This window comes from Burkholderia sp. YIM B11467 (assembly GCF_052952715.1).
Genome location: NZ_JBQVSQ010000002.1, coordinates 990,624 through 1,014,994, shown reverse-complemented (window position 1 = coordinate 1,014,994; position 24,371 = coordinate 990,624). Strand labels below are relative to the sequence as shown.

Below are 24,371 nucleotides of genomic sequence, written 5' to 3'. Positions count from 1 at the left end.
CAAAAGCGCAGCGTCAATCGCGGGCGCCGCATGCGCCGCCCGCCGTCCATCGTCCGTCGCGACTCAGCGTGCGCGGGCATGCATGGCATCGATCGCCGCGATCGCGTCGTCGAGCGGCATCACGGCCGCATATTTCGGCTGCATGTCGAACAGGTTCGCGTCGTGCGGCGCGATCGCACGATCGCCGACGCAATCGGCGAGCACGAGCGGACGGAACCCGTGCGACATCGCGTCGACCACGCTCGCGCGCACGCAGCCGCTCGTCACCGCGCCGGCGACCAGCAGCGTCTGCACCGCGCGCTGCGCGAGCCACGGCGCGAGTTGCGTGCCGAAGAACGCCGACGGCACGGTCTTGCGCACGACGAGCTCGCCAGCCGCGGGCGTGAGTTCGGGCACGATCGCGCTGTTCGGATGGTGCTCGGTCAGCGTCGCCATGCCGGGCACCTTCAGCGAAAACACGTTGTCGTCGCTGCCGTCGTCCGCGTAGACGATGCGGCTGTGCGCGACGGGCCAGCCGCGTTCGCGCGCCAGCGCGAGCGCACGGGTCGTGCGTGCGATTGCCGGTGCGATGTTGCCGCCGCCGAACGTCGCGGGATCGGCGAAGCCGACCACGAAATCGACGATCAAGAGGCCGATGTTGCCGTGCGGCGGCAGCGGCGTGCCGAAACCCTGCTGGCGATACACGTTCGCTTCGGCGTGATGGGAAAGATCGGTCATGGTGTCGGGGGCTCGTCGGTCAGGCGGGTTGGTCGGTCACGCGGCCGTCGCGCACGACGGTTTCGCCGTCGAGTTCGACCGTGCAGCGGCGCAGCGGGATGTCGATGTGGCAGGTGGTCGTGCGGTTGCCGCCGCCTTCGTTGTTCGGGCCGAGCGAGAACAGGAAGTTGCCCTCGAACGCGCGCGCGTCCATCCCGATCGTCGCCTCGCGGTCGTACAGCCCGAGCGTCGACCAGCGCGCGCGCGGCTGCAGTCCCCAGCCGATGTGCGAGATCGCATAACCTTCGGGGTCGGCGAACGTCTCCATGTAGTCGCGCAGCAGGTCGGCGTCGACGCCGCCTTCGATGCGCGTCGCATAACCGCCTTCGACGGTCAGCACGATCGGCTCGCTCGCGTAGTGCTTCTGCGGCAGCAGGATGTCGCCGCGATCGATCACGATCGTGCCGCGCGCGGTGCGGTCGTTCGGGTAGGTCAGCGCGAAGCCGCTCGGCCAGTGGTCCCAGCGGCCGGGCGCGTCGACGAAACCGTACTCGGCCGTCGGCGGGAAGTCGCCGAGCGGGCACACGAGCGCGGTGCCGGCCGCGGACGTCACGCGCATCTCGCGAGCGGCGGCGATTTTCTTCGCCGCGGCGAGCACGCGCGTGCGGTCGGCCGGCGTCGGCACCATCCGCACGAGCACCTCGGGCGGTTCGACCGCGAGCAGGATCTTCGTGCCGGCCTTCAGGATGTCGTGCTGTTCGGGCGAGAACAGCAGCGTCATCAGGTCGAGCACGAGGTCGCTCTCGCGCAATGCGGCGATCGCCGCGCGGTTGCCCGTCAGCGGCGTCGTGCCGAGATACGCAAGCGGATCGCGGCTAAATGCCTTGTCGCCGTTGACCGGTGGCAGGTCGAGCCGGTTGACGATCGCGCCCATCGATTGCGTCGCGATCAGCGCGCACGACAGCGTCTGCGGATGGGTGGCCGCGCTCGTCAGGATCGTGACGGTCTGGCCCGGTTCGAGGCGCGACAGCGTGAGTACCTGCTTCCACGCGTCGATCAGTTGGGTGTCGCTGACTGGCATCGTCGGCTCCGGTAAAGGCGTGAGGGAAAGAGGGGGGCGAAACGGGCTCAGGCCGCGAGCGGCGCGCCGAGGAAGTCGCCGAACGCCGCGTAGAAGCCGGGCGCGTTGTCCCACGGGATCATGTGGCCGGCATCGGGCACGCGCACGTGCCGCATCGACGGCGTCGCGCGCTGCAGTTCCGCGACGTCGTCGTCGCGCACCACGTCGCCGCGTTCGGCCGTGATCAGCAGCGACGGCACCGTCAAGCGCGCGGCGTCCGTGTGGAAATCGTCGGTATGGAAGCCTTCGTACGTCGCGCGCACCGCGCGCTCGTCGCAGGTATGCAGCCACTCGGCACGCAACTGCAGTTCGGCATCGGTCCAGGTCGGGCAGAACGCGCGCATGCCTTCGGCGTCGGTGCCGGCGCGCGCGAGCGCCATCGAGTCGATGTACCACGGCAGCTTGCCTGGATAGTCGCGGCGGTTCGGGCCCGACACGGGCGGATCGACGAGCACGACCGACTCGAGCCCGCGGATGCCGCGCCGCGCCGCGCGCGCGGCGATCCGCGCGCCCATCGAATGGCCGACGAGGCTCGTGCGCGGCAGGCCGAGCGCGGCGACCAGCGCCACGATGTCGTCCGCTTGCGCATCGAGGCTGTAGTCGAGCGACGGCGACGCGTCGGACAACCCGCGGCCGCGCACGTCGAGCACGTAGGTGTCGAACGCCGCGCCGAACACTTCGCCGACGAAGCCCCACGTGATCGCGGGGCTCGTGATGCCGGGAATCAGCACGATCGCGGGGCGCGCCGCGCGCGCGCCGGTCGCGCCGCCGTAGCGCAGGTAGTGCTGGCGGATGCCGTTTGCGTGGACGTTCGCGCCGTTGAGGAAAGTCGAGGGCATGGGTGGACTCCGTCGGAAGGGCCGCGTTCAGTACGCGCCGGACAGCAGCGCGCCGGCACCGGGCACGACGGGCTCGAGGTCAAGCTCGCGCAGCATCGCGTAGGTGGTCGCGATCGCGGCGGTGATGACCGGCTTGCCCGTCATCGCCTCGACCTTCGCGACGGCCGGCAGCGACGGCATCTGCACGCACGCGGACAGCACGATCGCGTCGGCGTCCTGGTACGGCAGCGTCTTCACGATGTCGGGCAGGCGCGCCGGATCGTGACGGCCGACGTCGAGGTTGTCGGGAATCTCCAGCGCGCGGTAGGCGAGCACGTCGAATCCTTCGTTGCGGATGTAGTCGACCACGAGTTCGGTGAGCGGCAACATGTACGGCGCGACGACGACGATGCGCTTTGCGCCGATCACCTTCAGCGCATCGACGAGCGCACCCGCGCTCGTCAGCACGGGCGCCTGCGCGCCGTTGTCGGCCGTGTGCTTCGTGAGGCGCGCCTGCGACACGCGGTGGTAGCCGTGTCCCATCGCCATGATCGCGACGAGGCAGGCGTAGCCGAGCACGTCGACACGCGCGTCGCTCAGCTCCACCGCGCAGCGGTCGGATTCGGCATCCATCGCCGCGAGTTCTTCCTTGACCACCTTCTTCATCCGCATCCGGCTCGAGTGATACGTGAAGCGCTCGGGGCGGATCGTTTCGCGCAACCGCAGCATCGCGGGAATCTCGGTTTCCATCGTCGTGTTGGAACTCGGCACGATCTGGCCGATGCGGTAGGTCTTGCTCATGACGGGAGGCTCCGTGGCGGTAAGGGTGAGGCGGCACGCTGACGCGAGATCGCCGGATTTCGAGCAAAGTCTAGTGTGTACATTTGAAAATGGCAATGCATCAAAATGACGTTCTGCGCGGTGTGATCGTTTGTGTATATGGATATTCAACGAAATATCGGTGTTTTCCCGAATGCGAATGCAGCGATCAACAATCCGCTTGTCCTGAATAAATTGAGTGTGTACGCTACATAAACGCCATTCAATCCGCCCGTCCTCGCGCCGCGTCCGGCGACGGGCCCACGATCAGGAGATCCGCATGAGCACACCCCGTATCGCAATCATCGGCGCCGGTCTCGGCGGCACGGCCGCCGCGGCGCTGCTTCAGCGCAGCGGCTACGATGTCGCGCTGTATGAGCAGGCACCGGCGTTCTCGCGCCTCGGCGCGGGCATCCACCTCGGCCCGAACGTGATGAAGATCATGCGGCGCATCGGCTGCGAGGACGCGTTGAACACGATGGGTTCGCACCCGGATTTCTGGTACAGCCGCGACTGGCAGAGCGCCGACGTGCTCGCGCAGATTCCGCTCGGCGACTACGCGCGCAAGACCTACGGCGCGAGCTACCTGACCGTGCATCGCGGCGATTTCCATGCATTGATGACGCAGGCGGTGACGCCCGGCACGATCCGCTTCGGCAAGCGGCTCGCGGCGGTGGAGGACACCGGCGACGCGGTGCGCCTGACGTTTGCCGACGGCAGCGTCGACACGGCCGACATCGTGATCGGCGCGGATGGCGTGAATTCGCGGATCCGCGAGCACCTGCTCGGCGCGGAACCGCCGCGCTACACGGGTTATGTCGCGCACCGCGCGGTGTTTCCGGCGTCGCTGCTCGGCAACAAGCCGTACGACATGTGCGTGAAGTGGTGGTCGGAGGATCGCCACATGATGGTCTATTACGTGACCGAGAAGCGCGACGAGTATTACTACGTGACCGGCGTGCCGCAGGCCGAATGGCCCGAAGGCGTGTCGATGGTCGACAGCAGCCGCGACGAAATGCGCGAAGCGTTCGCGGGGTTCCATGCCGATATCCAGCACCTGATCGACGTGTCGCCGTCGATCACCAAGTGGCCGCTGCTGGAGCGCGACCCGCTGCCGCTGTGGAGCCGTGGCCGCCTGGTGCTGCTCGGCGACGCGTGCCATCCGATGAAGCCGCATATGGCGCAGGGCGCGGCGATGGCGATCGAGGATGCCGCGATGCTCGCGCGCTGTCTCGACGAGGTCGGTGCCAGCGATTACGCGGGCGCATTCGCGCTGTACGAGGCGAATCGCGCGGCGCGTGCGTCGAAGGTGCAGCTCGTGTCGCACAACAACACGTGGCTGCGCACCAACGAGGATCCGTCGTGGGTGTTCGGCTACGACGTGTTCGACGTGCCGCTCGTGGCGCCGTCGCGCAGCGGCGTGGCGGCCGCGGCCTGACGCGCACGCGGTTCCCGCGCCGGCCGTGGCACCGCCGGCGCGCGATCGATGCGCCGATACCGCGCGTTTTTCGGCGTGTTATATGTCAGGCGCGCGCCGGCGGTGCCAGCCGGCGGTAGTGCCCGCCGCCGGCCGACCGTCGGCCCGCGCTCCGTATTCCGGATCCATTCATGTCCCATCCCGCTTCTCCGTCGCGGCCGCTGGCGTTCCGCGTGAACGGCACGCCGCACACCTTCGACGATGCCGCGCCCGACGCGCCGCTGCTGCTGGTCCTGCGCAACGACTGCGCGCTCAACGGCCCGAAATACGGCTGCGGGCTCGGGCAGTGCGGCGCGTGCACGGTGCTCGTCGACGGACAGGCGACGCGCTCGTGCGTCGTGCCGGCCGCCGCCGCGCGCGGGCGCGAGGTCACGACGCTGGAAGGGCTCGGATCGCGCGACGCGCCGCATCCGATCCAGCGCGCGTTCATCGACGAGCAGGCCGCGCAATGCGGTTATTGCCTGAACGGGATGATCATGAGCACGAAGGCGCTGCTCGACCGCCATCCCGCGCCGGACGATGCGGCGATCCGCGACGCGCTGCGCTTCAATCTTTGCCGCTGCGGCACGCACCTGGAGATCCTCCGGGCCGTGCATCGCGCCGCGCGTTATCTGCGGGATGGCCATGAAGCATGACGTGAGCCTGCCCGTGCAGCCGCAGCGTGTGATGGCGCACGAGCCGCGCGATGAAGCCGCCGCCGCATCGAGCACGCACCACGCGCGCTACACATGGCCGATCGGCGAAACACGCGCGCAGGCGTCGCTCGATGTCGAAACGCACACCGCGCCCGACGGGCGGATGACGACCTGGCGCTATCGCGCGCAGGCGGCCGGCACGGGCACGGTAACGGACGAGGGTCGCGTGCCGCACGCTTCGACGAACAACGGCGCGGAACCCGGCCCGGCAGCGCCGTTCGTCTACCGGCACGCACAGACGTCGATCGAGCTGGCCGATGCGGGCGGCGCGATTCCGGGTCACGCGCACGTGTTTGCGCGCGAATCCTTCGTCGACGAACTCGCGGACACGCTGCGGTGCGACCCGGTCGCGTTGCGTCTGCAGCATCTCGATGCATCGCGGGATGCGGGGCCGCGCGAGATTATCCGGATGGTCAGCGAGCGCGCCGCATGGGGTGCGCCGATCGCGGCGGATGCGACTGCCCATGCGCGGGTCAGCGGCCGCGGCTTCGCATTCGATGGCGCCGGCGTGCCTGCCGCGCTGTCCGGTGACGAACATTCCGCCGCAACTGCTGCGGCTGCCTCGCATGACGCAGAGGCGCGCTGGTCCGCGTGGGTCGTCGATCTCGATGTCGACCGCGCGACGGGCGACGTCGCGGTACGGCGCGTCGTGGCCGGGCAGGGTGCCGGCGAACCGGGCGACGCGTCGCTGGCCGGCTTGCCCGCGTGGCAGATCGAGGCGGCGATTTCGCGCGTGATGGGCACGCGATTGTCCGCGCGGCCCGCGCATGACGAAACCGGTCCGGGGGCGCAGCCGGACGCGATCGCGCACGAGCTGGTGGCGTTCGACGACGCGGCGCACCGCGCGCACGGCGATCTGTCCGCGTACGACGCGCGCCGGATCGAGCAGGCGGCCGCACCGGCCGCGGCGGCGATCGCGAATGCGCTGTACGACGCGACGGGCGTGCGGTTTCGCGCACCGCCGTTCGATGCCGGGCGGATACGCGCGGCGCTCGCGCGGCCGGTGCCGGCCGATTCCGGCGACGGGCCGCGCAACGTGCCGCGCCGCGCATCGCGCTGGCGCCGCTGGCTGGCCGGCGGTGGCGCGGGCGGCGTGGTCGGCGGACTGATCGGGCTCGCGTGCGCGATCCTGCCGGGGCCCGCGCCGATCGCGCCCGTCGCACCCGGCGGCGCGGACGGCGCGATGTGGAGCGCGGCGACGCTCGAACGCGGCCGCCAGGTCGCACTCGCCGGCGAGGGGGGGGTGGGCCACCCCGCCCCCGGCGGCGCGGCGGGCGCGTTGGGGCGCGCGGCGCCGCCCGACCGCGGCCGCCTGGGCGCACTCGCCGGCGATTGCGCGGTGTGTCACACCGCGCCCGGCGGCGCGACCAACGCGGGCGGGCTCGCGCTCGATACGCCGTTCGGCACGATCCATACGACCAACCTCACGCCCGATCCGGACACCGGCATCGGCACCTGGTCGTATCCGGCGTTCGCGCGCGCGATGCGCGAAGGCATTTCGCGCGACGGCACGCACCTGTACCCGGCGTTCCCCTATACGGCGTTCGCGAAGCTGAGCGAGCCCGACCTGCTCGCGCTCTATGCGTACCTGATGTCGCAGCCGCCGGTGAAGCACGTGCCGCCGAAGACGAAGTTGCCGTTCCCGCTCGACCAGCGGCGCCTCGTCGCCGGCTGGAACTGGCTGTTTCACGACGCGCGGCCGTTCGCGCCGGACCCGGCGCGCTCCGCGCTGTGGAATCGCGGCAAGTATCTGGTCGACGGCGCCGGTCACTGCGGCGCGTGCCACACGCCGCGCAACGCGCTGGGCGCGGAGAAGGGCGGTTTTGCGTACCTGTCGGGCGGCGAGGCCGAGGGATGGGTCGCGCCGCCGCTCGTCGCGTCGCCGGCCACGCCCGTGCCGTGGACCGAAGGCGCGCTGTTCGACTACCTGCGCACGGGCTTCTCCGCGCAGCATGGCGTCGCGGCCGGGCCGATGGCGCCCGTCGTCGCGGGGCTCGCGTCGCTGCCGGAGTCGGACGTGCAGGCGATCGCGCACTATCTCGCGTCGCTGTCGCCGCCCGTCGACGCCGCGGTGGCCGCCGACGCGGCCAGCCGGCAGGCGCGCGGCGCGGAAGCCGTCGCGACGCTCGGCCTCGAGAACGGCCGCCGCGCGTTCGACGCGGCGTGCGCGGTCTGTCACGCGGAATCGGGCGGGGTCGGGCATTTCGGCGTGCGCCCGCTGATGGGGCTCAATACGAGCGTCAGCCAGGCCGCGCCGGACAACCTGCTGCGCGTGCTGCATCACGGGATCGACCAGCCGGCCACCGATCAGCTCGGTTACATGCCGGGCTTCGGCGACGCGTTCGACGACCGGCAGATGGCCGAACTCGCCGCGTACATTCGCGCGCGCTACGCGCCGGCGCAGCCGGCGTGGCGGGATCTGGCGCAAGCGTCGGCGAGGATCCGGCAGGAACGCGCGCATTGACCGATACGCCGGTAGGACAAAACTACCCGCCGTGTGAAAACAACGGCAGCGCCGGCTGTAAATCTTGCCTGCGCCAGCGATCGTTTAACCATTCGAAACAATGTGTTCACTGAAAAGGGCATGATCTCCGGCGATCGAGCAGGCATACTGGCGCCTATGTTGCTCAATGCACGTCAACCCGGCGTGCGCCTGTTCCCATGTCCATTCCAGTATCTTTTCGAACCCTGCGATGGTTGACCGTCGCGGCTGCCGCATGCTTGCTCGCCGCGTGTTCGACCGCTTCCGACGTGACCGCGACGTCGAACCCGAACGTATTTACCGTGACGACGCGCACGGTCGGCGTATCGACGACGTGGGCCGACGCCCATGAGAAGGCTTTCAACGAAGCCAACAACTTCTGCACGCAGCGCGGCATGCGCGCGAGCATGAAGCAGGAATCGCTGACCGGCGGCCGCCGTGTCGACGCGCGCTCCGAACTCGCGTTCGAGTGCCATCCGACCTTCGAAACGGCGTCGAACCCGCGCGGTTGAACACCCGGCGGCGTTGTCGCGCCGCCGCCCCCTGCATTCTCCGTCCCCCGCATGCAAAACGACCCGCGATGCGTTGCAAGCGCATCGCGGGTCGGCGCACGTCCGGCGTCGGCTGTGCGGGTTACGCGGGCTGCGCCTCGTACAGCTTCACGCACGCGGAGAAGTCGAGCGCGCCGAGTCCCTGCTGGCTCATCGACTGATACAGCTGCTGCGCGAGTGCGCCCATCCACACCGGCTGATGCGCGCTCCGTGCGGCTTCGGTCGCGAGCCCGAGGTCCTTGAGCATCAGGTTCGCCGCGAAACCGCCCGCATAACCGCGCGCGGCCGGCGCCGTGTCGCTCACGCCCGGATACGGGTTGTACGTATCCGAACTCCAGCAGCGGCCGGTCGACGTGTTGATGATGCCGGCCAGCACGGCCGGATCGATGCCGAGCGCGGCGCCGAGCGCCATCGCTTCGGACACGCCCATCATCGAGATCCCGAGCAGCAGGTTGTTGCAGATTTTCGCGATCTGCCCGGTGCCGGTACCGCCGCAATGCACGACGTTTTTGCCCATGTCGAGCAGCACCGGGCGGATGCGCTCGAACAGCGCGGCATCCGCGCCGACCATGAAGGTCAGCGTGCCGGCCTGCGCGCCGCCGGTGCCGCCCGACACGGGCGCGTCGGCGAGCGGGAAGTCGCGCTGCGCGGCGGCTTCGGCCACCGCGCGCACGGTGCCGGGATCGATCGTGCTGCAGTCGATCAGCGTCGCGCCGGCGCGCGCGCCGGCCAGCACGCCGTCGTCGCCGAGGTAGACGGCGCGCACGTGCTGCGCGGCCGGCAGCATCGTGATCACGACCGCCCCGCGGGCGGCCGCGTCGCGCGGCGAGGCCGCCGCCGTCGCGCCCGCGCGCACCGCAGCGTCGACCGCGTGTGCGTCGAGGTCGAACACCGTCAGCGTGTGGCCGGCCTTGAGCAGGTTGGCGGCCATGGGGCCGCCCATGTTGCCGAGCCCGATGAATGCGATTTCCATGTGCGAGCCTCGGTAATTAGCGCAGCGCGATCGTCGTGTTCACGCCGCCGGCCGTCGCGTCGTCGTCGAACCAGCGCGCGGTGACCGTCTTCGTCTGCGTGTAGAACTGCACGACCTGCTTGCCGTACGGGCCGAGATCGCCGAGCTTCGAGCCGCGCGAGCCCGTGAAGCTGAAGTAGGGCACCGGCACCGGAATCGGGATGTTGATGCCGACCTGGCCGATGTCGATCTCGCTCTGGAACTTGCGCGCGGCCGCGCCGCTCTGCGTGAACAGTCCCACGCCGTTGCCCATCGGGTTGCGGTTGACGAGCGCGATCGCTTCGTCGAGCGTGTCGGCTTCGAGCACGACCACCACCGGCCCGAAGATTTCTTCCGTATAGATCGACATGTCGGTCGTCACGCCCGAGAAGATCGTCGGGCCGACGAAGTTGCCGTGCTCGTAGCCGGGCACCGTCACGCCGCGGCCGTCGAGTTCGAGCGTCGCGCCGGCCTTCACGCCTTCGTCGATCAGCGCGGTGATGCGCGCGTGCGCGGCCTTCGACACGACCGGCCCGACATCCGTGCCCGGCTCGTGGCCCGCGTTGATCTTCAGCACCTTCGCCTTCTCGACGAGATCGGGCAGCCAGTCGCGCGCCTGGCCGACGAGCACGACGACCGACGTCGCCATGCAGCGCTGGCCGGCCGCGCCGAAACCCGCGCCGACGAGCGCGTTGATCGACTGTTCGCGGTGCGCATCGGGCAGCACCACCGCGTGGTTCTTCGCGCCCATCATCGACTGCACGCGCTTGCCGTGCTGGCTGCCGAGGTTGTACACGTGCGTGCCGACGCGCGTCGAGCCGACGAACGAGATCGCCTTGATGTCCGGATGCGTGCAGAGGCGGTCGACCACCGTCTTGCCGCCGTGCACGACGTTCAGCACGCCCTGCGGCACGCCGGCCTCGATCGCGAGTTCGACGAGCTGCATCGTCGACAGCGGGTCCTGTTCGGACGGCTTCAGCACGAACGTGTTGCCGCAGACGATCGCCATCGGGAACATCCACAGCGGAATCATCCCGGGGAAGTTGAACGGCGTGATGCCCGCGCACACGCCAATCGGCTGGCGCAGCGTGTAGGTATCGACGCCGCCCGCGACGTTCTCCGCGAATTCGCCTTGCTGCAGCGTGCCGATCGAGCACGCATGCTCGACGACTTCGAGGCCGCGGAAGATGTCGCCCTGCGCGTCGGGCAGCGTCTTGCCTTGCTCGGCGGTGAGCGTGTGCGCGATCCGTTCGAGATTGCGGCGCACGAGATCCTGGAACTTCAGCATGATGCGCAGCCGCGCGCCGATCGGCGTCGTCTTCCAGGTCTGGAACGCGCGCTGCGCGGACGCGATCGCGGCGTCGACCTCGTCGAGCGTCGCATACGGCACGCGGCCGATCACTTCCTGCGTCGCGGGGTTGACGATGTCGCCCCATTCGGCGCTTTGCGATTCGACGAACGCGCCGTCGATCAGCAGCTTGGCGGTGGGCAGGGCGAGGGTGGTCTGGGGAACTGCGGCGTTCATGGATGTCTCCGGAAAACGGTGTGGCGATGAAAAACGGGCCCCGGCATCCGCCGCGCGTGCATGCACGGCGGACGGCAGGGTGAACTGAAATCGATCCGGCGCCGGCGCGTTCAGGCGCGATCAGGCGCGGGCCGGCGCATCAATGCGGTACACCCGAGCGCGAACACGCCGAAGCCGACGAGGTACGCGATCACGTAGTGCGGCTGGCCGCCGCCGACCTTGAGCAGCGACGTCGCGATCATCGGCGCGAAGCCGCCGCCGATCACGCCGGCCAGTTGCACCGACAGCGAGATCCCGCTGTAGCGGATTTCCGCCGGGAACTGCTGCGCGAACAGCAGCGCTTCCGGCGCATAGAGGATCGGGAACACGACGCCGAGGCCTAGCACGATTGCCCACCACGCGTACGACGCCTGCTGCGTGCCGAGCATCATGAAGAACGGCGCGGCGAACGCGCACATCAGCACGAGGCCGATCGCGAACATCCGGCGCTGCCCGATCTTGTCGCTCAGGTGGCCGCACAGCGGCATCGTGACGAGCGACAGCGCGGCGCCGGCGGTGATCGCGTGCAGCATCCCGGCCTTCGGCAGATGGAGCTGCTGCGTCGCGTAAGCGAGCGCGAACGTGACGACCATGTAGAACCAGGTGTTTTCGGCGGCGCGTGCGCCGACGATCGTCAGCACCTCGCGCGGATGGCGGCGCAGCGCGGCCGTCACGGGCGACTTCTCGGCCTTGCCCTGGCGCCGGATCTTCTCGAAGTCGGGCGACTCGGGCACCTTCGCGCGGATGAACCAGCCGAGGCCGACCAGCGCGATGCTCGCGAGGAACGGCACGCGCCAGCCCCACGACAGCATGTCGGCTTCCGGCAGCGCGGCCACCGCGGCCATCGCGACCGACGACAGGATCAGGCCGAGCCCGACGCCTGTCTGCGGCAGGCTGCCGAACAGCCCCTTGCGGCCCTTCGGCGCGTGTTCGACGGCCATCAGCACCGCGCCGCCCCATTCGCCGCCGACCGCCATCCCCTGCAGGAAGCGCATCGCGATCAGCAGCGCGGCCGCCCAGTAGCCAATGCGGTCGTACGACGGGATCAACCCGATGATCATGCTCGGCACGCCCATCAGCAGCAGCGTGATCATCAGCATCGACTTGCGGCCGATGCGGTCGCCGAAGTGGCCGAACACGATGCCGCCCATCGGCCGCCCGATGAAGCCGACCGCGAACGTGCCGAACGCGGCGAGCGTGCCGACGACGGGGTCCAGCGACGGGAAGAAGATGCGGTTGAACACGAGCGCGGCGGCCGTGCCGTAGAGGAAGAAGTCGTACCACTCGATCGTCGTGCCGGCCATGCTGGCCCAGCCGGCCAGCAGGTAGTGCTTCGCGGTGCGGGCGGGTGCCGGCGTCGCGACTGTCGCATGCTCATCGAGGGTGGATCGCGTCTGCATGGTGTCTCCGTGGTGGGTGCCGCGGCTCGTGGTCCGCAGGTCACGGTCGAGTATAGTTATGCGCAGATTCATGATGTACCGATAAAGAAACCGGTTGGATGTGCATTTATGCATATCGACGGCCGGCCCGGAGACTCCAGCCTTTTTTCCCCGCCGATGCGACGTGCCACCGAGCCGGTTTCCGGCAACCTGAACTGGGACGACCTGCGCTTCTTCCTCGAAGTCGCGCGCACGCAGCGCGCGAGCGGCGCCGCGAAGCGGCTCGGCGTCGACTACACGACCGTCGCGCGGCGCATCCGCGCGCTCGAGGCCGCGATCGGCACGCTGCTGTTCGACAAGTCGCGCTCCGGCGGCTTCACGCTGACGGCTGAAGGGCAGCGGCTCGTCGCGTATGCCGACGCGATGGAGACGACCGTGCAGTCCGCGTGCGACCAGGTCGCGAACACGGGCGCGGCGTTGTCGGGCCACGTGCGGATCGGGTCGACGGAAGGGTTCGGCTGCTTTTTCCTGGCGCCGCAGCTCGCGCAGTTTCGCGCCGCGCATCCGCACGTGACGGTCGACCTGCTGCCGGTCCCGCATTTCGTCAACTTGCCGAAGCGCGAGGCCGATCTGGCGATCACGCTCGAGCGGCCCGATCGCGGGCCTTACGTGGTCACCAAGCTGTGCGACTACCAGTTGCGGCTCTATGCGACGCGCGACTATCTCGCGAACCACGCGCCGATCACGTGCACGGACGATCTCGCGCGGCATGCGTTCATCAGCTATGTCGACGATCTCGCATTCAGCAACGAGCTGCTGTACCTGGAGCGCGCGGTGCCGGGCGCGACGGCCGGGTTGCGCACGACGAGCGTGATCGCGCAATATTTCGCGGCGCTGCAGGGCGGCGGGCTCGCGATCCTGCCGTGCTTCATGGCGGCCACGCAGCCGGCGCTGGTGCCCGTGCTGCCGGACGACGTGGTCGTCACGCGGTGTTTCTGGCTGACCTGCCGCGAGGATCTGCGCAAGCTGCGGCGCGTGACCGCGCTGTGGGATTACCTGCGCGCGGCGGCGGATGCGAATCGGGCATTGTTGATGGGCGAATCGGGGAAGTTGCAATTCGTCGGTGAGCCGGAATAGCGGGTAATAGCGGGTGACCGAAGCGGCGGCGTTTCACCCGGCGGGCGTGGAGGCGATGTTCGGGCGGCATAAGGCAGCCGCGAGGACTATCATCCCGTCATATCCGCATCGCCAGCCGCCAGGAGCGTGTCGTGGAAATTCATTCGCAGTGGACTTTCGATTGCCGGCCCGAGCATGTGTGGCCGCATTTCCTCCATGCCCGGATGGACGACACGCGGCCGTTGCTGTTCCGCCTCGGCGTGCCGAAGCCGGTCAGTTGCCGCGTGCTGGAAGGCACGCCGACCGTTGGCAACACGCGGCAGTGCACGACCGATCGCGGCACGATCGACCAGCGGATCCTCGTGCTCGACGAGAATCGCCGGCTGCGTTACCGGATGGTGGCGTCGACGGTCTGGTGCCGCGACTGGGTCGGTCTGCTCGAGGACGAATTCACGCTGACGCCGGTCGAAGGCGGCAAGACGCGCGTCGAGCGGCGGACCGTGTTCAGCGCGCGCGGTTTCCTGAAACCGATCCGTCAGATCGGCCTGTGGGTGGCGCTGCAGCAGGCCCACCGGTATGCGGCGCGCAACTGGCGGCGCCTCGCGCTCGCGGCAAAGGGGCGTGCCGTCGCGCTGGAACCGGCGACCTGACCGGGGGCGCGACCCTCCCCGCGCGCTAGATCGAGACCCGCCGCGGGCCGGTCATTGTCCCGATTCGCGCCGGCTTTCTTCGTCGACGGTGTAGATGGCCTCCGGAACGGCTTCGAGTCGCCCGATCGGAATCGGATCACCGCTTTCGTCGGAGTATCCGTATGTGCCGTCCGCGATCTTTTCCAGCGCGCGCTGGATGTCGGCGATCCGGCGGACGTTGACGTTGCGCAGCGCCTGGTTCGCGACGTCCTGTTCGAGCGTCTGCGCGTCGTCCTCGCGTTCCTCGGCCTCCGCGCCGGTCGTTTCCTGTTGTTGCCGTTCCTGCGCGATGGTGCTTTCCTCGCCGCCGAGCACTTGCCGCTGCAAGGCCTCGAGCCGCTGACGCTGCCTGGCGATAAACGCTGCGTCCAGGCCGTTGGGCTGTTCGTCCATGTTCGTTCTCCGGTGGGGGCTGCCAGAAATCGATGCCAACCGTCGGAACACGACCGGCGACGATGCATTCTCGATCATGTCGCGGCGGCGGACAAGCCGGCGCGCGGGAGCGCCGGACGCTACGCGTAATAGATCTGACCGATATCCGTGTCGCGCACCTGGCCCTTGCGTTCGGCCTCGCTGCGGGCGTCGGCGAAATCGCGCGTGCACAGGTCCGGGCGGCCCAGCGCATGCAGGATGCTCGACGTGCGCCACGCCGGCAGCCAGTCGGACCATGACAGCCGCACGCCGATGATCAGGGCCAGCAGGACGCCCATCATCAGCGGCCCGCCCAGCAGCATCAGAAGGTCGAGCCCGAGATCGGAAAACCCGCCGTCGCCGGTCCAGAGCACCAGGATCATCATCGGGACGACCAGGCAGTTCACGCCGATGAACGACCATTTCCAGGCCAGCCACAGCGTGTGCGTCAGGCCGGCCAGCCCCGTATTGCCGCACGCGTGATCCATCGCCAGATAACGCTTGTCGGGAGACGACAGCGCAAACAGGCGGCCCTGCCGGTTGATGACGGCCACGACCTCGTCGCCGACGTCGAAGCATTGCCCGCCCAGGAAGCCGCGATACGTTTGTCCGCCGATTTCGATTTCCACCGGAAGTTTGGCGAGGACGATCCTGCCGTTCTTGCCGACGGTCACGGATGCGTTCTGCGACACGTAGGTCTTGCTGTCGCGGATGTTCGCGTACGACCACGTTGCCGGATGCTCGACCTTGTCGGCGTCGGCATTCAGTTTGGCGAGAATGTCGTCTTCATTGCTTTGCTGAAAAACCAGCGCATTGGCCGCGGCGCCGTTGCCGGTCAGCGCGGCCATGATCGGCACCACGTTGTGCGTGAACCAGTAGCCGAGCGATTGCTTCCTGGCTTCCGGGTCGACCGGCCGTATCGGATGGCCTTCGGAACTGTCCTGATCCGGGCGCTCGAGGAAGCGCAGCGCGGTCAGTTTGCCTTCTACCAGATGCAGCGGAGATGACATGCAGGCTCGCGAATCGGAAAGGGCAATGGTTGCGGAGTCTACCAGTCGCCGTGCGCACCCGGCGCACGCATCGCTCAATCCGGGCAGCCGAGCCGGTCCGCGAGTTCGTTGAGGTCCTTGACGTCGAAGTCCCACGCATCGTCGGCTTGCAGGTCGGTCGTCTGGCCGGGCCCGTGTTCGGCCGGCCGCAGCACGAACGCGGTCGACAGCCCGAGCCGGCGCGCGGCGGCGAGGTCGCCGTTGTGGGCCGCGACGAGGCACAGCTCGGCCGGTGCGACGCCGAGAATCTCGACCGTGTCGCTGTACACCTGCGGCGACGGCTTGTACGCACGGACGACCTCGGCGCCGAGAATCGCGTCCCACGGCAGCCCCGCGCGTTTCGCGACGTCGACCATCAGCCGGATGTTGCCGTTCGACAGCGGCGCGATGATGAAGCGCCGCTTCAGCCGGTGCAGCGCGGCGACGGCGTCGGGCCACGGATCGAGGCTGTGCCACGCGAGGTTGAGCGCATCGATGTCCGCGTCGGGCACGTCGACGATCCCGTAGCGGTCGAGCGTGCGGACGAGGTTCTCGCGATGCAGGACGTCGAGCCGCACGTAGCGCCTGCGTCCGCTGCGGATTTCTTCCATCGACGGCGAATATTCGGCGCGCCACGCGTCGGCGAACGCGAACGGATCGAGCGCGGGCGCGTAGCGATCCAGGAACGCGGCGGCACCGCGTGCGACGCCGCTTCTCCAGTCGACGATCGTTCCGAAGACATCGAAAACGAGCGCCTTGATTTCGGCAGGATGCGTCATGGTGATCCCGTGAAAGTCGTTCGATGAGGAGGCACATCACCGTGCCGCCGGAATGCGCGACGCCGGTTCGATCGACATTGAATCACGGATACGAAAACGCGGCTTGGCCGGCCGCGATGCCGTCCGGGTGCCGCCGGAACGGATGAAACGGGCAAGGCATGGGCGCGCGCCGCCGGCGGGAATACGCCCGCGGCCGCGCGCGCCGGGCCGGTCAGCTCTTGTCGTACGAGAACTGGATGCCGGCCGTGCCGCCGGTTTCGATGAACAGGTTGATGAACGCCGGCACGGTGGCGCTGCGCGCCCAGTCGCGCTGCAACTCGCAGAACAGCTGCGCGACGCTGATCATCTGGCCGCCGGCCTGCTCGATGCGGCGCAGCGCGGCTTCGTGCGCGGCGACCGACGTGCCGCCGACGGCGTCGACGACCACGTACACCTCGTAGCCGGCCTTCAGTGCGTCGAGTGCCGGGAACGTCAGGCACGCTTCGGTCCATAGCGCGGTCATGATCAGCTTCTTGCGGCCGGTCGCCTCGACGGCCTTGCGGAATTCGACGTCTTCCCACGAGTTGATGCTCGTGCGGTCGTAGGTCGGATAACCTTCGAGCGCCGCGCGCAGTTGCGGGATCGGCGGCTTGTTCAGGCCCGTCTTCACGTTGACGGTCGAGTGGACGATCGGCAGGTCGTACGCGACGGCCGCTTTCGACGCGCCGACGATGTTGTTGACCAGCAGCTGGCGATCCATCGACGCGATGGAGTTCACCTGGACCGGCTGGTAATCGATGACGATGAACGCCGCGTTCTGCGGGGTGAGCAGGTGGTCGTTCGCCGGGTCGCGAATCGGTTCGCTTGCCATGGTTGCCTCCAGAGACAGTGCAGGAAATAAGGGGGAGCCCCGAGCTCGGTGAATCGGCCGGGCGGCCGAGGGAACCGGTTGAAATGACACCCTTCCCGGCCGCCTCGACTGCGTCGATCCACATCGAATCAAGATGCTATTCGCGCAACAACCGGCGTTCCAGTCCCTTAAAATGCCGTCAGTGTTCTATGAATGGAACAATCATGGATGACCTGAACGACCTCTACTATTTCGTGAAAGTGGTCGAACACGGCGGGTTCACGCAGGCGGGGCGCGCGCTGGATGTCCCGAAATCGACGTTGAGCCGGCGCATCGCGGCGCTGGAGGCGCGGTACGACGTGCGGCTGCTGCAGCGCACGACGCGTCACTTCACGGTGACGGAAACCGGGCGCGAATTCTACGAGCGCTGCCTCGCGGTGCTGGTCGAAGCCGACGCCGCGCGCGAGGTGATCGAGCGCCGGCACGCGGAGCCGCGGGGCATCGTCCGCGTGAGCTGCCCGACCGCGCTACTCGAATATCGCGTGAGCGAGCTCGTCGCGCGTTTCATGGCGACTCATCCGCAGGTGCAGGTGCATCTCGAGGCGACGAACCGCCGCGTCGACCCGCTGAGCGAAGGGTTCGACCTCGCGCTGCGCGTGCGTTTTCCGCCGCTGGAGGACAGCGATCTCGTGATGCGCATTCTCGGCGACAGCCCGCAGCGGCTGGTGGCCGCGCCGCAGTGGCTGGGCGGGCGCGCCGCATTGTCGGACCCGGCCGAGCTGGCCGGCGCGCCGAGCCTCGACTGGGGGCCGGCGCGGCATCACGTGTGGCAACTGGTCGGGCCGAACAGCGAGCACGCGCAGTTGCGCCATCATCCACGCTTCGTGACCGACGACATGCACGCGCTGCGCGATGCGGCGATTCACGGCGTCGGCATCGTGCAATTGCCGTGCATGGTCGTCGAGGACGACCTGCGCAACGGCACGCTGGTCGACGTGCTGCCGGGATGGGCGCCGAAGGGCGGCGTGGTGCACGCGGTGTTCCCGTCGCGACGCGGGCTGCTGCCGCGCGTGCGCCTGCTGATCGACTTCCTGGCCGAACACATCCGCAAGGATTGATGAGCGGCGCGCCGCGTGCCGCCGCCGGCCGTGCTGATGGAATCGGTGTCATGGCAGACCAACCGCGAGGTCGCCGAACAGTCGGGTTGCCTGTTCGTGCTGTCGGCCCGCGCGTTCGACCTGGTCGCGCCCGCATCCCGGCGCGGACGATTGATCGGGGCGGAAGCAGGGCGCCACCGCAATCCGACGAATCGATTTCAAAGGCGGCACGCGCGGCACGCGGAGGGGCCCGAGGCCGTCGCACGGCGCGCAAGTCTTTCGGCAAGCTGACTGGCGATCGCAAGCGCCGCCGCGACCGCGCGTAAGCCCTGATGCGCGCGGATGCGCGGGGTGTCACGGATTGGTGTTAAATGTATTTCGGCGCACCCTGGCTCGGTGCGCAACGGGGCGCACCGGGCATCGGCGTAAACCCGGAGCGAAAAACGGCACGAAGGATCGATAACGAATCGGGCGCATCAGACCCGGTCGAACAGACGGCAGGATTCAACTTGAATACCGAACCGCAAAGCTCTCGATACAGCCTCGGTCTCGCGGCGGAAGTACTCGCGTCCGAGCAAAGCGTGCTGAGGCTGATCACGCGCAACACACCGCTGCCGGAACTGCTGATCGAAGTCTGCCGGCGTGCCGAGACTTTGCTCGGCGACGGCGCATCCTGCACGATCCTGCTGCTCGATACCGACGGCGTGCACGTGCGCGTCGGCGCGGCGCCGTCCTTGCCCCCGCAGTACAGTGCCGCGATCGACGGCGCGTCGATCGGGCCCGCAGCGGGCTCATGCGGCACGGCGATGTACGAGCGCACGATGATCGCCGTCGAGGATATCGAAACCGATCCGCTGTGGGCCGACTACCGATCGTTCGCGTTGCCGCTGGGCCTGCGCGCGTGCTGGTCGGTGCCGTTCCTGGACGAAGCGGGCGCCGTGCTCGGCGCGTTCGCCGTCTATCACCGTCGGCCACGTCGTCCAAGCGATGAGGAAACCGAACTATTGCGCGACATCGGCAACAGCGTCGGCCTCGCGGTGCACCAGGACCGGATGGTGCGGCAGCTCGCGCGCAGCGAGGAACATCACCGGCTCGTCGTCAACAGCCTGAACGAAGGCATCCTCGTCGTGTCGCGCGACGGCATCGTGGTCGCGAGCAACCCGAGCGCGAACCGGATGCTGCGCGTGAAGGGCGACCTCGTCGGCCGCCGGCTGTCGTCGGTGATCCTGCGCAAGCTGCAGGAGGACGGCACGCCGATCACGCCCGGCGACTGGCCGAGCCGGCTCGCGCTCGAGACAGCCACGCCGATGCTCGACTACACGGTCGGCTTCGGCCTCGCGGACGGCGACATCATCTGGGTGCGCGGCAATGCGGTGCCGATCGTGAAGCCGGGCGAGCTTCAAGCCGACTCGGTGCTCGTATCGTTCAACGACATCGGCCCGGTGCGCGAAGCGCAGCAGCAGCTGCGCTACCTGGCCACGCGCGATGCGCTGACGGGCCTCTACAACCGCCGCTGGCTCGCCGAGCGCATGCGCGAACTGTTCGGTGATCGCGATGCGGCGGCCGGGCCCGCGCGCGTCGCGATCCTGTTCATCGATCTCGTCGGCTTCAAGAAGGTCAACGACACGGCCGGCCATGACGCGGGCGATGCGCTGCTGCGCAGCGTCGCGTCGCGGCTCGCGGCTTGCGGGGGCGGCCAGTACGCGCTCACGCGCGTCGGCGGCGACGAGTTCGTGATCCTCGTCGACGACTGCGACGATCCGGAGCGCCTCGAGGTGCTCGCGCGCGAGGTGATCGACGTGATCGCGAAGCCGTTCGCGATCGCGAACAACGAGTACTGGCTCGGCGTGTCGATCGGGATCAGCGTCGCGCCGCGCGACGGCGACGACGCCGTCACGCTGATGCGCAACGCCGATTCGGCGATGTACGACGCGAAGCAGCGCGGCCGCAACCACTTCACGTTCTTTACCGCGCAGCTCAACCTGCGGCTGCAGCGCCGTTTCGCGATCGAGCAGTCGCTGCGGCGCGCGCTCACGACGGACATGCTGCGGCTCGCCTATCAGCCGGTCGTCGACGCGCGCAGCGGCCGCACGGTCGGCGCCGAGGCGCTGCTGCGCTGGACCAGCCCCGAACTCGGGCCGCTGTCGCCCGCGGAATTCATTCCGGTTGCCGAAGACACCGGGCAGATCGTCGCGATCGGCCAGTGGGTGCTCGAAACCGCATGCCGGCAGGCGGCCGAATGGCGCCGCACGATCGCGCCGGACCTGATGCTGGCCGTGAACCTGTCGCCGCGGCAGTTCCACGAAGGGCTCGTCGAATCGGTCGATCGTTGTCTCGCGCAAACGCGGCTCGATCCGTCCGCGCTCGAACTCGAGATCACCGAAGGACTGCTGATGAACGACACGGACACCGTGCTGCCGATGCTTGAAGCGCTCACGGACATGAACGTGCGGATCTCGGTCGACGATTTCGGCACCGGTTATTCGTCGCTCGCGTACCTGAAGCGCTTTCCGCTGCACAACCTGAAGGTCGACCGCTCGTTCGTGTCGGGCGTGCCCGATCATCACGATTCGGTCGCGATCACGCAGGCCGTGGTCGCGATGGCGCATTCGCTCGGGATGAAGGTCACGGCCGAAGGGGTCGAGACGCAGGCGCAATCGTGCTTCCTGCAGCAGATCGGCTGCGACATGCAGCAGGGCTACCTGTTCAGCCGCCCGCTGGACCCGAACGACTACGCGCGCCGGCTCGGCGCCGCGTGAACGCGGCGCCCGGGCTCATTCGCCGGGCGGCGCGCCGAACCCGCCGGCGCCCGGCGGCGTCGGCGTCAGATCGATCTCGACGCGGTTCTTGCCTTCGTGCTTCGCGCGATACAGCGCGCGGTCGGCCGCCTCGATCAGCGTGGTCGTCGGCATGCCGGGCGCCGGCACGATGGTCGCGCCGCCGATGCTGATCGTCACGGTGTTGCCGGTCGACGAATGCGCGTGCCGCAGCCGCAGCGCCTCGACCGCGAGGCGGATCTTCTCGCCGAGCAGCCGCGCGGCGCCCGGCGACGTGGCCGGCATCACGACCGCGAACTCCTCGCCGCCGAAGCGCGCGGCGAGGTCGCCCGACTGCCCGAGGCAGCGCTCGATGGTCGACGCGATCTGCTTGAGTACGCTGTCGCCCGACACGTGCCCGTACGTGTCGTTGTACAGCTTGAAATTGTCGACGTCGATCATCAGCAGCGACAGCTCGCTGCGCTCGCGCGTGCCGCGCCGCCATTCGGCGGCCAGGTATTCGTCGAGATAGCGCCGGTTCGACAGCCCGGTCAGGCCGTCCGAATGCGTGAGGCGCCGCAGTTCGAGATTGGCTTCGAGCAGTTGCTGCTGCGATTGCCGCAGCGCGCGATAGGCTTCGTCGCGCTGCAGCAGGTTCATGTACGAGCGCGAGTGGTAACGGATGCGCGCGACGAGCTCGATGCGGTCGGGCAGCTTCACGAGGTAGTCGTTCGCGCCGACCGCGAACGCGGCGCTCTTGATCACGGGCTCTTCCTGCGTCGACAGCACGATGATCGGCACGTCGCGCGTCGCCGGATTCGCGCGGTACTCCTTCACGAGGCTCAGCCCGTCGGTGCCGGGCATCACGAGGTCCTGCAGGATCACGGTCGGCCGCGTCTCGATCGCGGTGGCCATCGCGTCGTCCGAACGCGGGCAGTAATGGAAGTCGATGCCGTCCTCGTCGACGAGCGCGCGCCGCACGGCTTCGGCGACGATCGTCTGGTCGTCGACCAGCAGCACCATCGCCGGCACGTCGGCGTGCGGCGTGTACGGGCTGCCCGGCGGGCGAGTCAGGTCACTGGTCATGATTGATGCAGGTTGTTGCAAGGGCAGGCATGGGTGTTGCGCGTGTTCATCGTCGGGCTCAGATCCGCGCGAGCGTCGCCAGCTCGCCCGCGATGCGCCCGAGCGGCAGGATCGCGCGCGCCGCGCCGAGCGTCGCGGCCGCCTTCGGCATGCCGTACACGGCGCTCGTCGCCTCGTCCTGCGCGATCGTGTGGTAGCCCTTCATCCGCAGTGCCTTCAGGCCGATCGCGCCGTCGCGGCCCATCCCCGTGAGCAGCACGCCGATCACGCGGCCGGGCCAGTGCTCGGTCAGGCTGTTGAAGAACACGTCGACCGACGGCCGATACGGCGTGGCGGCCGGCTCGCGGGTGTATTCGAGCGTGCCGGAGCGCGTGATGCGCAGGTGATCGTCGGTTGCGGCGAGCAGCGCGACGCCCGGCTGGGGGCGGTCGCCTTCGCAGGCGACGCGCACGGTGAGCGGGGTCTGGCCGTCGAGCCATTGCGCCATGCCTTCGGCGAACGCGCGGTCGACATGCTGCACGATCACGATCGGCGCGCTGAAATCGGCCGGCAGGCTGCCGAGGATCGACGCCAGCGCGCCGGGGCCGCCGGCCGATGCGCCGATCGCGACCAGCGGGCCGCCGCCTGCACCGGGGGCCGTGGCAGCGAGGCGCGTGCCGCCCGGCGCATCGAGCAGCCGGCCGATCTGGTCGATCTTCGCGAGCAGGAGTTTGGTCGTGTCGCCGGCCGCGCCGTCGCCGAATCGCGGCGTATCGACCGCGTCGAGCGCGCCGGCGCCCATCGCCTCGAACACGCGCCATGCGTTCGCGCCGATGCAGCTCGTCACGATCAGGATTGCGCACGGTCGTTCGGATCGCATGATCCGCCGCGTCGCTTCGATCCCGTCGAATTTCGGCATGATCAGGTCCATCAGGACGACGTCGGGCGGCTGCGTGGCGCACAGTTCGACGGCTTGCGCGCCGTCGGTCGCGACCCACAGCACGCGGTGCTCGGGCCGTCGCGCGATCGCGCGGCGCATCGCCTCGACGGCTAGCGGGAGGTCGTTGACGATGCCGATGTTCACAAGCGGAATTCTCCGGTCGGTTCGTAGTGTTGGAGGTAGGCCGGGTTCATGGAAGGGGCTGCCTGTTCGGTGCCGCCGGGCGGGTTATCGGCGGCCGGACGGCGCGGCATTCTTTTCGGTTGGCAACGCCCCGCATGCTGTCATGCGGCGCGGGCGGCGGCAACGAAAAATTTGTGCCATGCGCCGTTTCAGTGCATTTCCTCTATGGTGCACGGTAAGTCGGGGGGCGGTCGATGCACGCCGCGCGGCCCGCGAAAACCGGTCGCCGGCTGGATGGCCGGCGGTACGCCGTGCGATCATGGCGCGCCATTTATCCCTTCCACTGAACGAATGCTGTCGAGCGACAAGAGCGAGAAACCCCGTTTTCGCATGACCGTGCGCGCCATCTTCGCGTGCTTGTGTGTCACGCCATCGGCGGGGCGACGCCACACCGGCGGGGAACCGGCCGCAAGGCGGGCGCGATGACCGCGCCCGACACCACGCTCGTCAGCCGCGATCCGTACGCACCGGTCGTGATCGAGCGCGACGGCCGGTTGCTGTACCGGATCGACATCGAGAGCGGGCATGCATCGTTCCACCTCGAGTTTCCGGTCGACCGCGACGCGGTGCGCGTGCTGCGCGACGACGCCGAACGCTACTACTTCCTGTTCGCGGCGCTTCACCATCCGTACCAGTTGCGCGCGACGAACCTGTCCGACGCCGAGCGCGAACGCTACTTCAGCACGATCCTGTTTGCGGGGCGAGACGAGGTCGAGGCGTTCATGACCCAGCTCGACCGCGGCAGCAACGGCGCCGTATCGAACCTGCTGAGGATCTTCACGCAGGCCGACTACGGGCAACTGCGCGCGGGCCGGTGGTTCGGCATGGGCGCCGGCACGCCGGCCGCATAACGGTACCCGGCCGCGCACCGGATGCGCGGCCGGGC

At 68.8% G+C, this 24,371-nt stretch carries 23 protein-coding genes; 10 read left to right on the top strand and 13 right to left on the bottom strand.

Annotated elements, in window-relative coordinates; translation table 11 throughout:
• Positions 1 to 63: 63 nt before the first annotated feature.
• The 4 genes from ACTRWB_RS11670 to ACTRWB_RS11655 are packed head-to-tail and all read right to left on the bottom strand — an operon-like array spanning position 64 to position 3,435.
• Complete coding sequence (locus ACTRWB_RS11670) at positions 64 to 717, bottom strand: isochorismatase family protein (protein ID WP_446901982.1); 654 nt, start codon at positions 715 to 717, stop codon at positions 64 to 66.
• A gap of 19 nt (positions 718 to 736) precedes the next feature.
• On the bottom strand, positions 737 to 1,777 hold the full coding sequence (locus ACTRWB_RS11665; RefSeq protein ID WP_446901981.1) for a 2,5-dihydroxypyridine 5,6-dioxygenase: 1,041 nt from the start codon (positions 1,775 to 1,777) through the stop codon (positions 737 to 739).
• A gap of 47 nt (positions 1,778 to 1,824) precedes the next feature.
• Positions 1,825 to 2,655: an alpha/beta fold hydrolase gene (locus tag ACTRWB_RS11660; RefSeq protein ID WP_446901980.1), complete on the bottom strand. Its 831-nt coding sequence runs from the start codon at positions 2,653 to 2,655 to the stop codon at positions 1,825 to 1,827.
• Between the two features lie 27 nt (positions 2,656 to 2,682).
• On the bottom strand, positions 2,683 to 3,435 hold the full coding sequence (locus tag ACTRWB_RS11655) for a maleate cis-trans isomerase family protein (RefSeq protein WP_048246304.1): 753 nt from the start codon (positions 3,433 to 3,435) through the stop codon (positions 2,683 to 2,685).
• A 298-nt stretch (positions 3,436 to 3,733) separates the two neighbouring features.
• Between ACTRWB_RS11655 and ACTRWB_RS11650 the strand changes: the two genes are divergently transcribed.
• The 4 genes from ACTRWB_RS11650 (at position 3,734) to ACTRWB_RS11635 (ending at position 8,619) form a co-directional block, all read left to right on the top strand.
• Positions 3,734 to 4,891, top strand: a complete 1,158-nt coding sequence (locus tag ACTRWB_RS11650) for an FAD-dependent monooxygenase (RefSeq protein WP_129517022.1) — start codon at positions 3,734 to 3,736, stop codon at positions 4,889 to 4,891.
• A gap of 170 nt (positions 4,892 to 5,061) precedes the next feature.
• On the top strand, positions 5,062 to 5,565 hold the full coding sequence (locus ACTRWB_RS11645; protein ID WP_193100876.1) for a (2Fe-2S)-binding protein: 504 nt from the start codon (positions 5,062 to 5,064) through the stop codon (positions 5,563 to 5,565).
• Positions 5,555 to 8,089, top strand: coding sequence for a c-type cytochrome (locus tag ACTRWB_RS11640; RefSeq protein ID WP_446901979.1), 2,535 nt, complete (start codon positions 5,555 to 5,557; stop codon positions 8,087 to 8,089). The genes ACTRWB_RS11645 and ACTRWB_RS11640 overlap by 11 nt, the downstream gene beginning before the upstream one ends.
• Positions 8,090 to 8,286: 197 nt before the next feature.
• Positions 8,287 to 8,619 carry a hypothetical protein gene (locus ACTRWB_RS11635; protein ID WP_446901978.1) on the top strand — a complete coding sequence of 111 codons (333 nt, stop codon included), beginning with the start codon at positions 8,287 to 8,289 and terminating at the stop codon, positions 8,617 to 8,619.
• Between the two features lie 121 nt (positions 8,620 to 8,740).
• Here ACTRWB_RS11635 and mmsB read toward each other — a convergent pair whose 3' ends face one another.
• The 3 genes from mmsB to ACTRWB_RS11620 all read right to left on the bottom strand — a co-directional run bounded on the left by mmsB (position 8,741) and on the right by ACTRWB_RS11620 (position 12,613).
• Positions 8,741 to 9,631: a 3-hydroxyisobutyrate dehydrogenase gene (mmsB, locus tag ACTRWB_RS11630; RefSeq protein WP_129517027.1), complete on the bottom strand. Its 891-nt coding sequence runs from the start codon at positions 9,629 to 9,631 to the stop codon at positions 8,741 to 8,743.
• 16 nt (positions 9,632 to 9,647) lie between these two features.
• Positions 9,648 to 11,174, bottom strand: coding sequence for a CoA-acylating methylmalonate-semialdehyde dehydrogenase (locus tag ACTRWB_RS11625; RefSeq protein WP_446901977.1), 1,527 nt, complete (start codon positions 11,172 to 11,174; stop codon positions 9,648 to 9,650).
• A 110-nt stretch (positions 11,175 to 11,284) separates the two neighbouring features.
• Positions 11,285 to 12,613 carry an MFS transporter gene (locus ACTRWB_RS11620; protein ID WP_446901976.1) on the bottom strand — a complete coding sequence of 443 codons (1,329 nt, stop codon included), beginning with the start codon at positions 12,611 to 12,613 and terminating at the stop codon, positions 11,285 to 11,287.
• 156 nt (positions 12,614 to 12,769) lie between these two features.
• On the opposite strand from ACTRWB_RS11620, the gene ACTRWB_RS11615 reads away from it, so the two are divergent.
• Together ACTRWB_RS11615 and ACTRWB_RS11610 are read left to right on the top strand one after the other, a co-directional pair.
• Positions 12,770 to 13,729, top strand: a complete 960-nt coding sequence (locus ACTRWB_RS11615; RefSeq protein WP_446901975.1) for a LysR family transcriptional regulator — start codon at positions 12,770 to 12,772, stop codon at positions 13,727 to 13,729.
• A 131-nt stretch (positions 13,730 to 13,860) separates the two neighbouring features.
• Complete coding sequence (locus ACTRWB_RS11610; protein ID WP_446901974.1) at positions 13,861 to 14,358, top strand: hypothetical protein; 498 nt, start codon at positions 13,861 to 13,863, stop codon at positions 14,356 to 14,358.
• Positions 14,359 to 14,409: 51 nt separating this feature from the next.
• On the opposite strand, the gene ACTRWB_RS11605 is transcribed toward ACTRWB_RS11610, so the two are convergent.
• The 4 genes from ACTRWB_RS11605 to ACTRWB_RS11590 form a co-directional block, all read right to left on the bottom strand.
• Positions 14,410 to 14,790, bottom strand: coding sequence for a TraR/DksA family transcriptional regulator (locus tag ACTRWB_RS11605; protein ID WP_446901973.1), 381 nt, complete (start codon positions 14,788 to 14,790; stop codon positions 14,410 to 14,412).
• 119 nt (positions 14,791 to 14,909) lie between these two features.
• Complete coding sequence (locus ACTRWB_RS11600; protein WP_446901972.1) at positions 14,910 to 15,953, bottom strand: hypothetical protein; 1,044 nt, start codon at positions 15,951 to 15,953, stop codon at positions 14,910 to 14,912.
• A complete protein-coding gene (locus tag ACTRWB_RS11595; RefSeq protein ID WP_446901971.1) occupies positions 15,893 to 16,615 on the bottom strand; it encodes a haloacid dehalogenase type II in 723 nt (240 codons plus the stop codon). The genes ACTRWB_RS11600 and ACTRWB_RS11595 overlap by 61 nt, the downstream gene beginning before the upstream one ends.
• Before the next feature lie 211 nt (positions 16,616 to 16,826).
• Positions 16,827 to 17,465 carry a hydrolase gene (locus ACTRWB_RS11590; protein WP_129517033.1) on the bottom strand — a complete coding sequence of 213 codons (639 nt, stop codon included), beginning with the start codon at positions 17,463 to 17,465 and terminating at the stop codon, positions 16,827 to 16,829.
• A 203-nt stretch (positions 17,466 to 17,668) separates the two neighbouring features.
• On the opposite strand from ACTRWB_RS11590, the gene ACTRWB_RS11585 reads away from it, so the two are divergent.
• The 3 genes from ACTRWB_RS11585 to ACTRWB_RS11575 all read left to right on the top strand — a co-directional run bounded on the left by ACTRWB_RS11585 (position 17,669) and on the right by ACTRWB_RS11575 (position 21,300).
• On the top strand, positions 17,669 to 18,562 hold the full coding sequence (locus ACTRWB_RS11585) for a LysR substrate-binding domain-containing protein (protein WP_446901970.1): 894 nt from the start codon (positions 17,669 to 17,671) through the stop codon (positions 18,560 to 18,562).
• 15 nt (positions 18,563 to 18,577) lie between these two features.
• Positions 18,578 to 18,832: a hypothetical protein gene (locus tag ACTRWB_RS11580; protein WP_446901969.1), complete on the top strand. Its 255-nt coding sequence runs from the start codon at positions 18,578 to 18,580 to the stop codon at positions 18,830 to 18,832.
• 218 nt (positions 18,833 to 19,050) lie between these two features.
• Complete coding sequence (locus tag ACTRWB_RS11575; RefSeq protein WP_446901968.1) at positions 19,051 to 21,300, top strand: putative bifunctional diguanylate cyclase/phosphodiesterase; 2,250 nt, start codon at positions 19,051 to 19,053, stop codon at positions 21,298 to 21,300.
• A 15-nt stretch (positions 21,301 to 21,315) separates the two neighbouring features.
• Here the strand turns inward: ACTRWB_RS11575 and ACTRWB_RS11570 are convergent, their stop codons facing one another.
• Positions 21,316 to 22,383, bottom strand: a complete 1,068-nt coding sequence (locus ACTRWB_RS11570) for a diguanylate cyclase domain-containing protein (RefSeq protein WP_412024842.1) — start codon at positions 22,381 to 22,383, stop codon at positions 21,316 to 21,318.
• Between the two features lie 58 nt (positions 22,384 to 22,441).
• A complete protein-coding gene (gene cheB, locus ACTRWB_RS11565; protein ID WP_446901967.1) occupies positions 22,442 to 23,446 on the bottom strand; it encodes a chemotaxis-specific protein-glutamate methyltransferase CheB in 1,005 nt (334 codons plus the stop codon).
• Positions 23,447 to 23,907: 461 nt separating this feature from the next.
• On the opposite strand from cheB, the gene ACTRWB_RS11560 reads away from it, so the two are divergent.
• Positions 23,908 to 24,336, top strand: a complete 429-nt coding sequence (locus ACTRWB_RS11560; RefSeq protein ID WP_446901966.1) for a hypothetical protein — start codon at positions 23,908 to 23,910, stop codon at positions 24,334 to 24,336.
• The last annotated feature ends 35 nt before the right edge of the window (positions 24,337 to 24,371 follow it).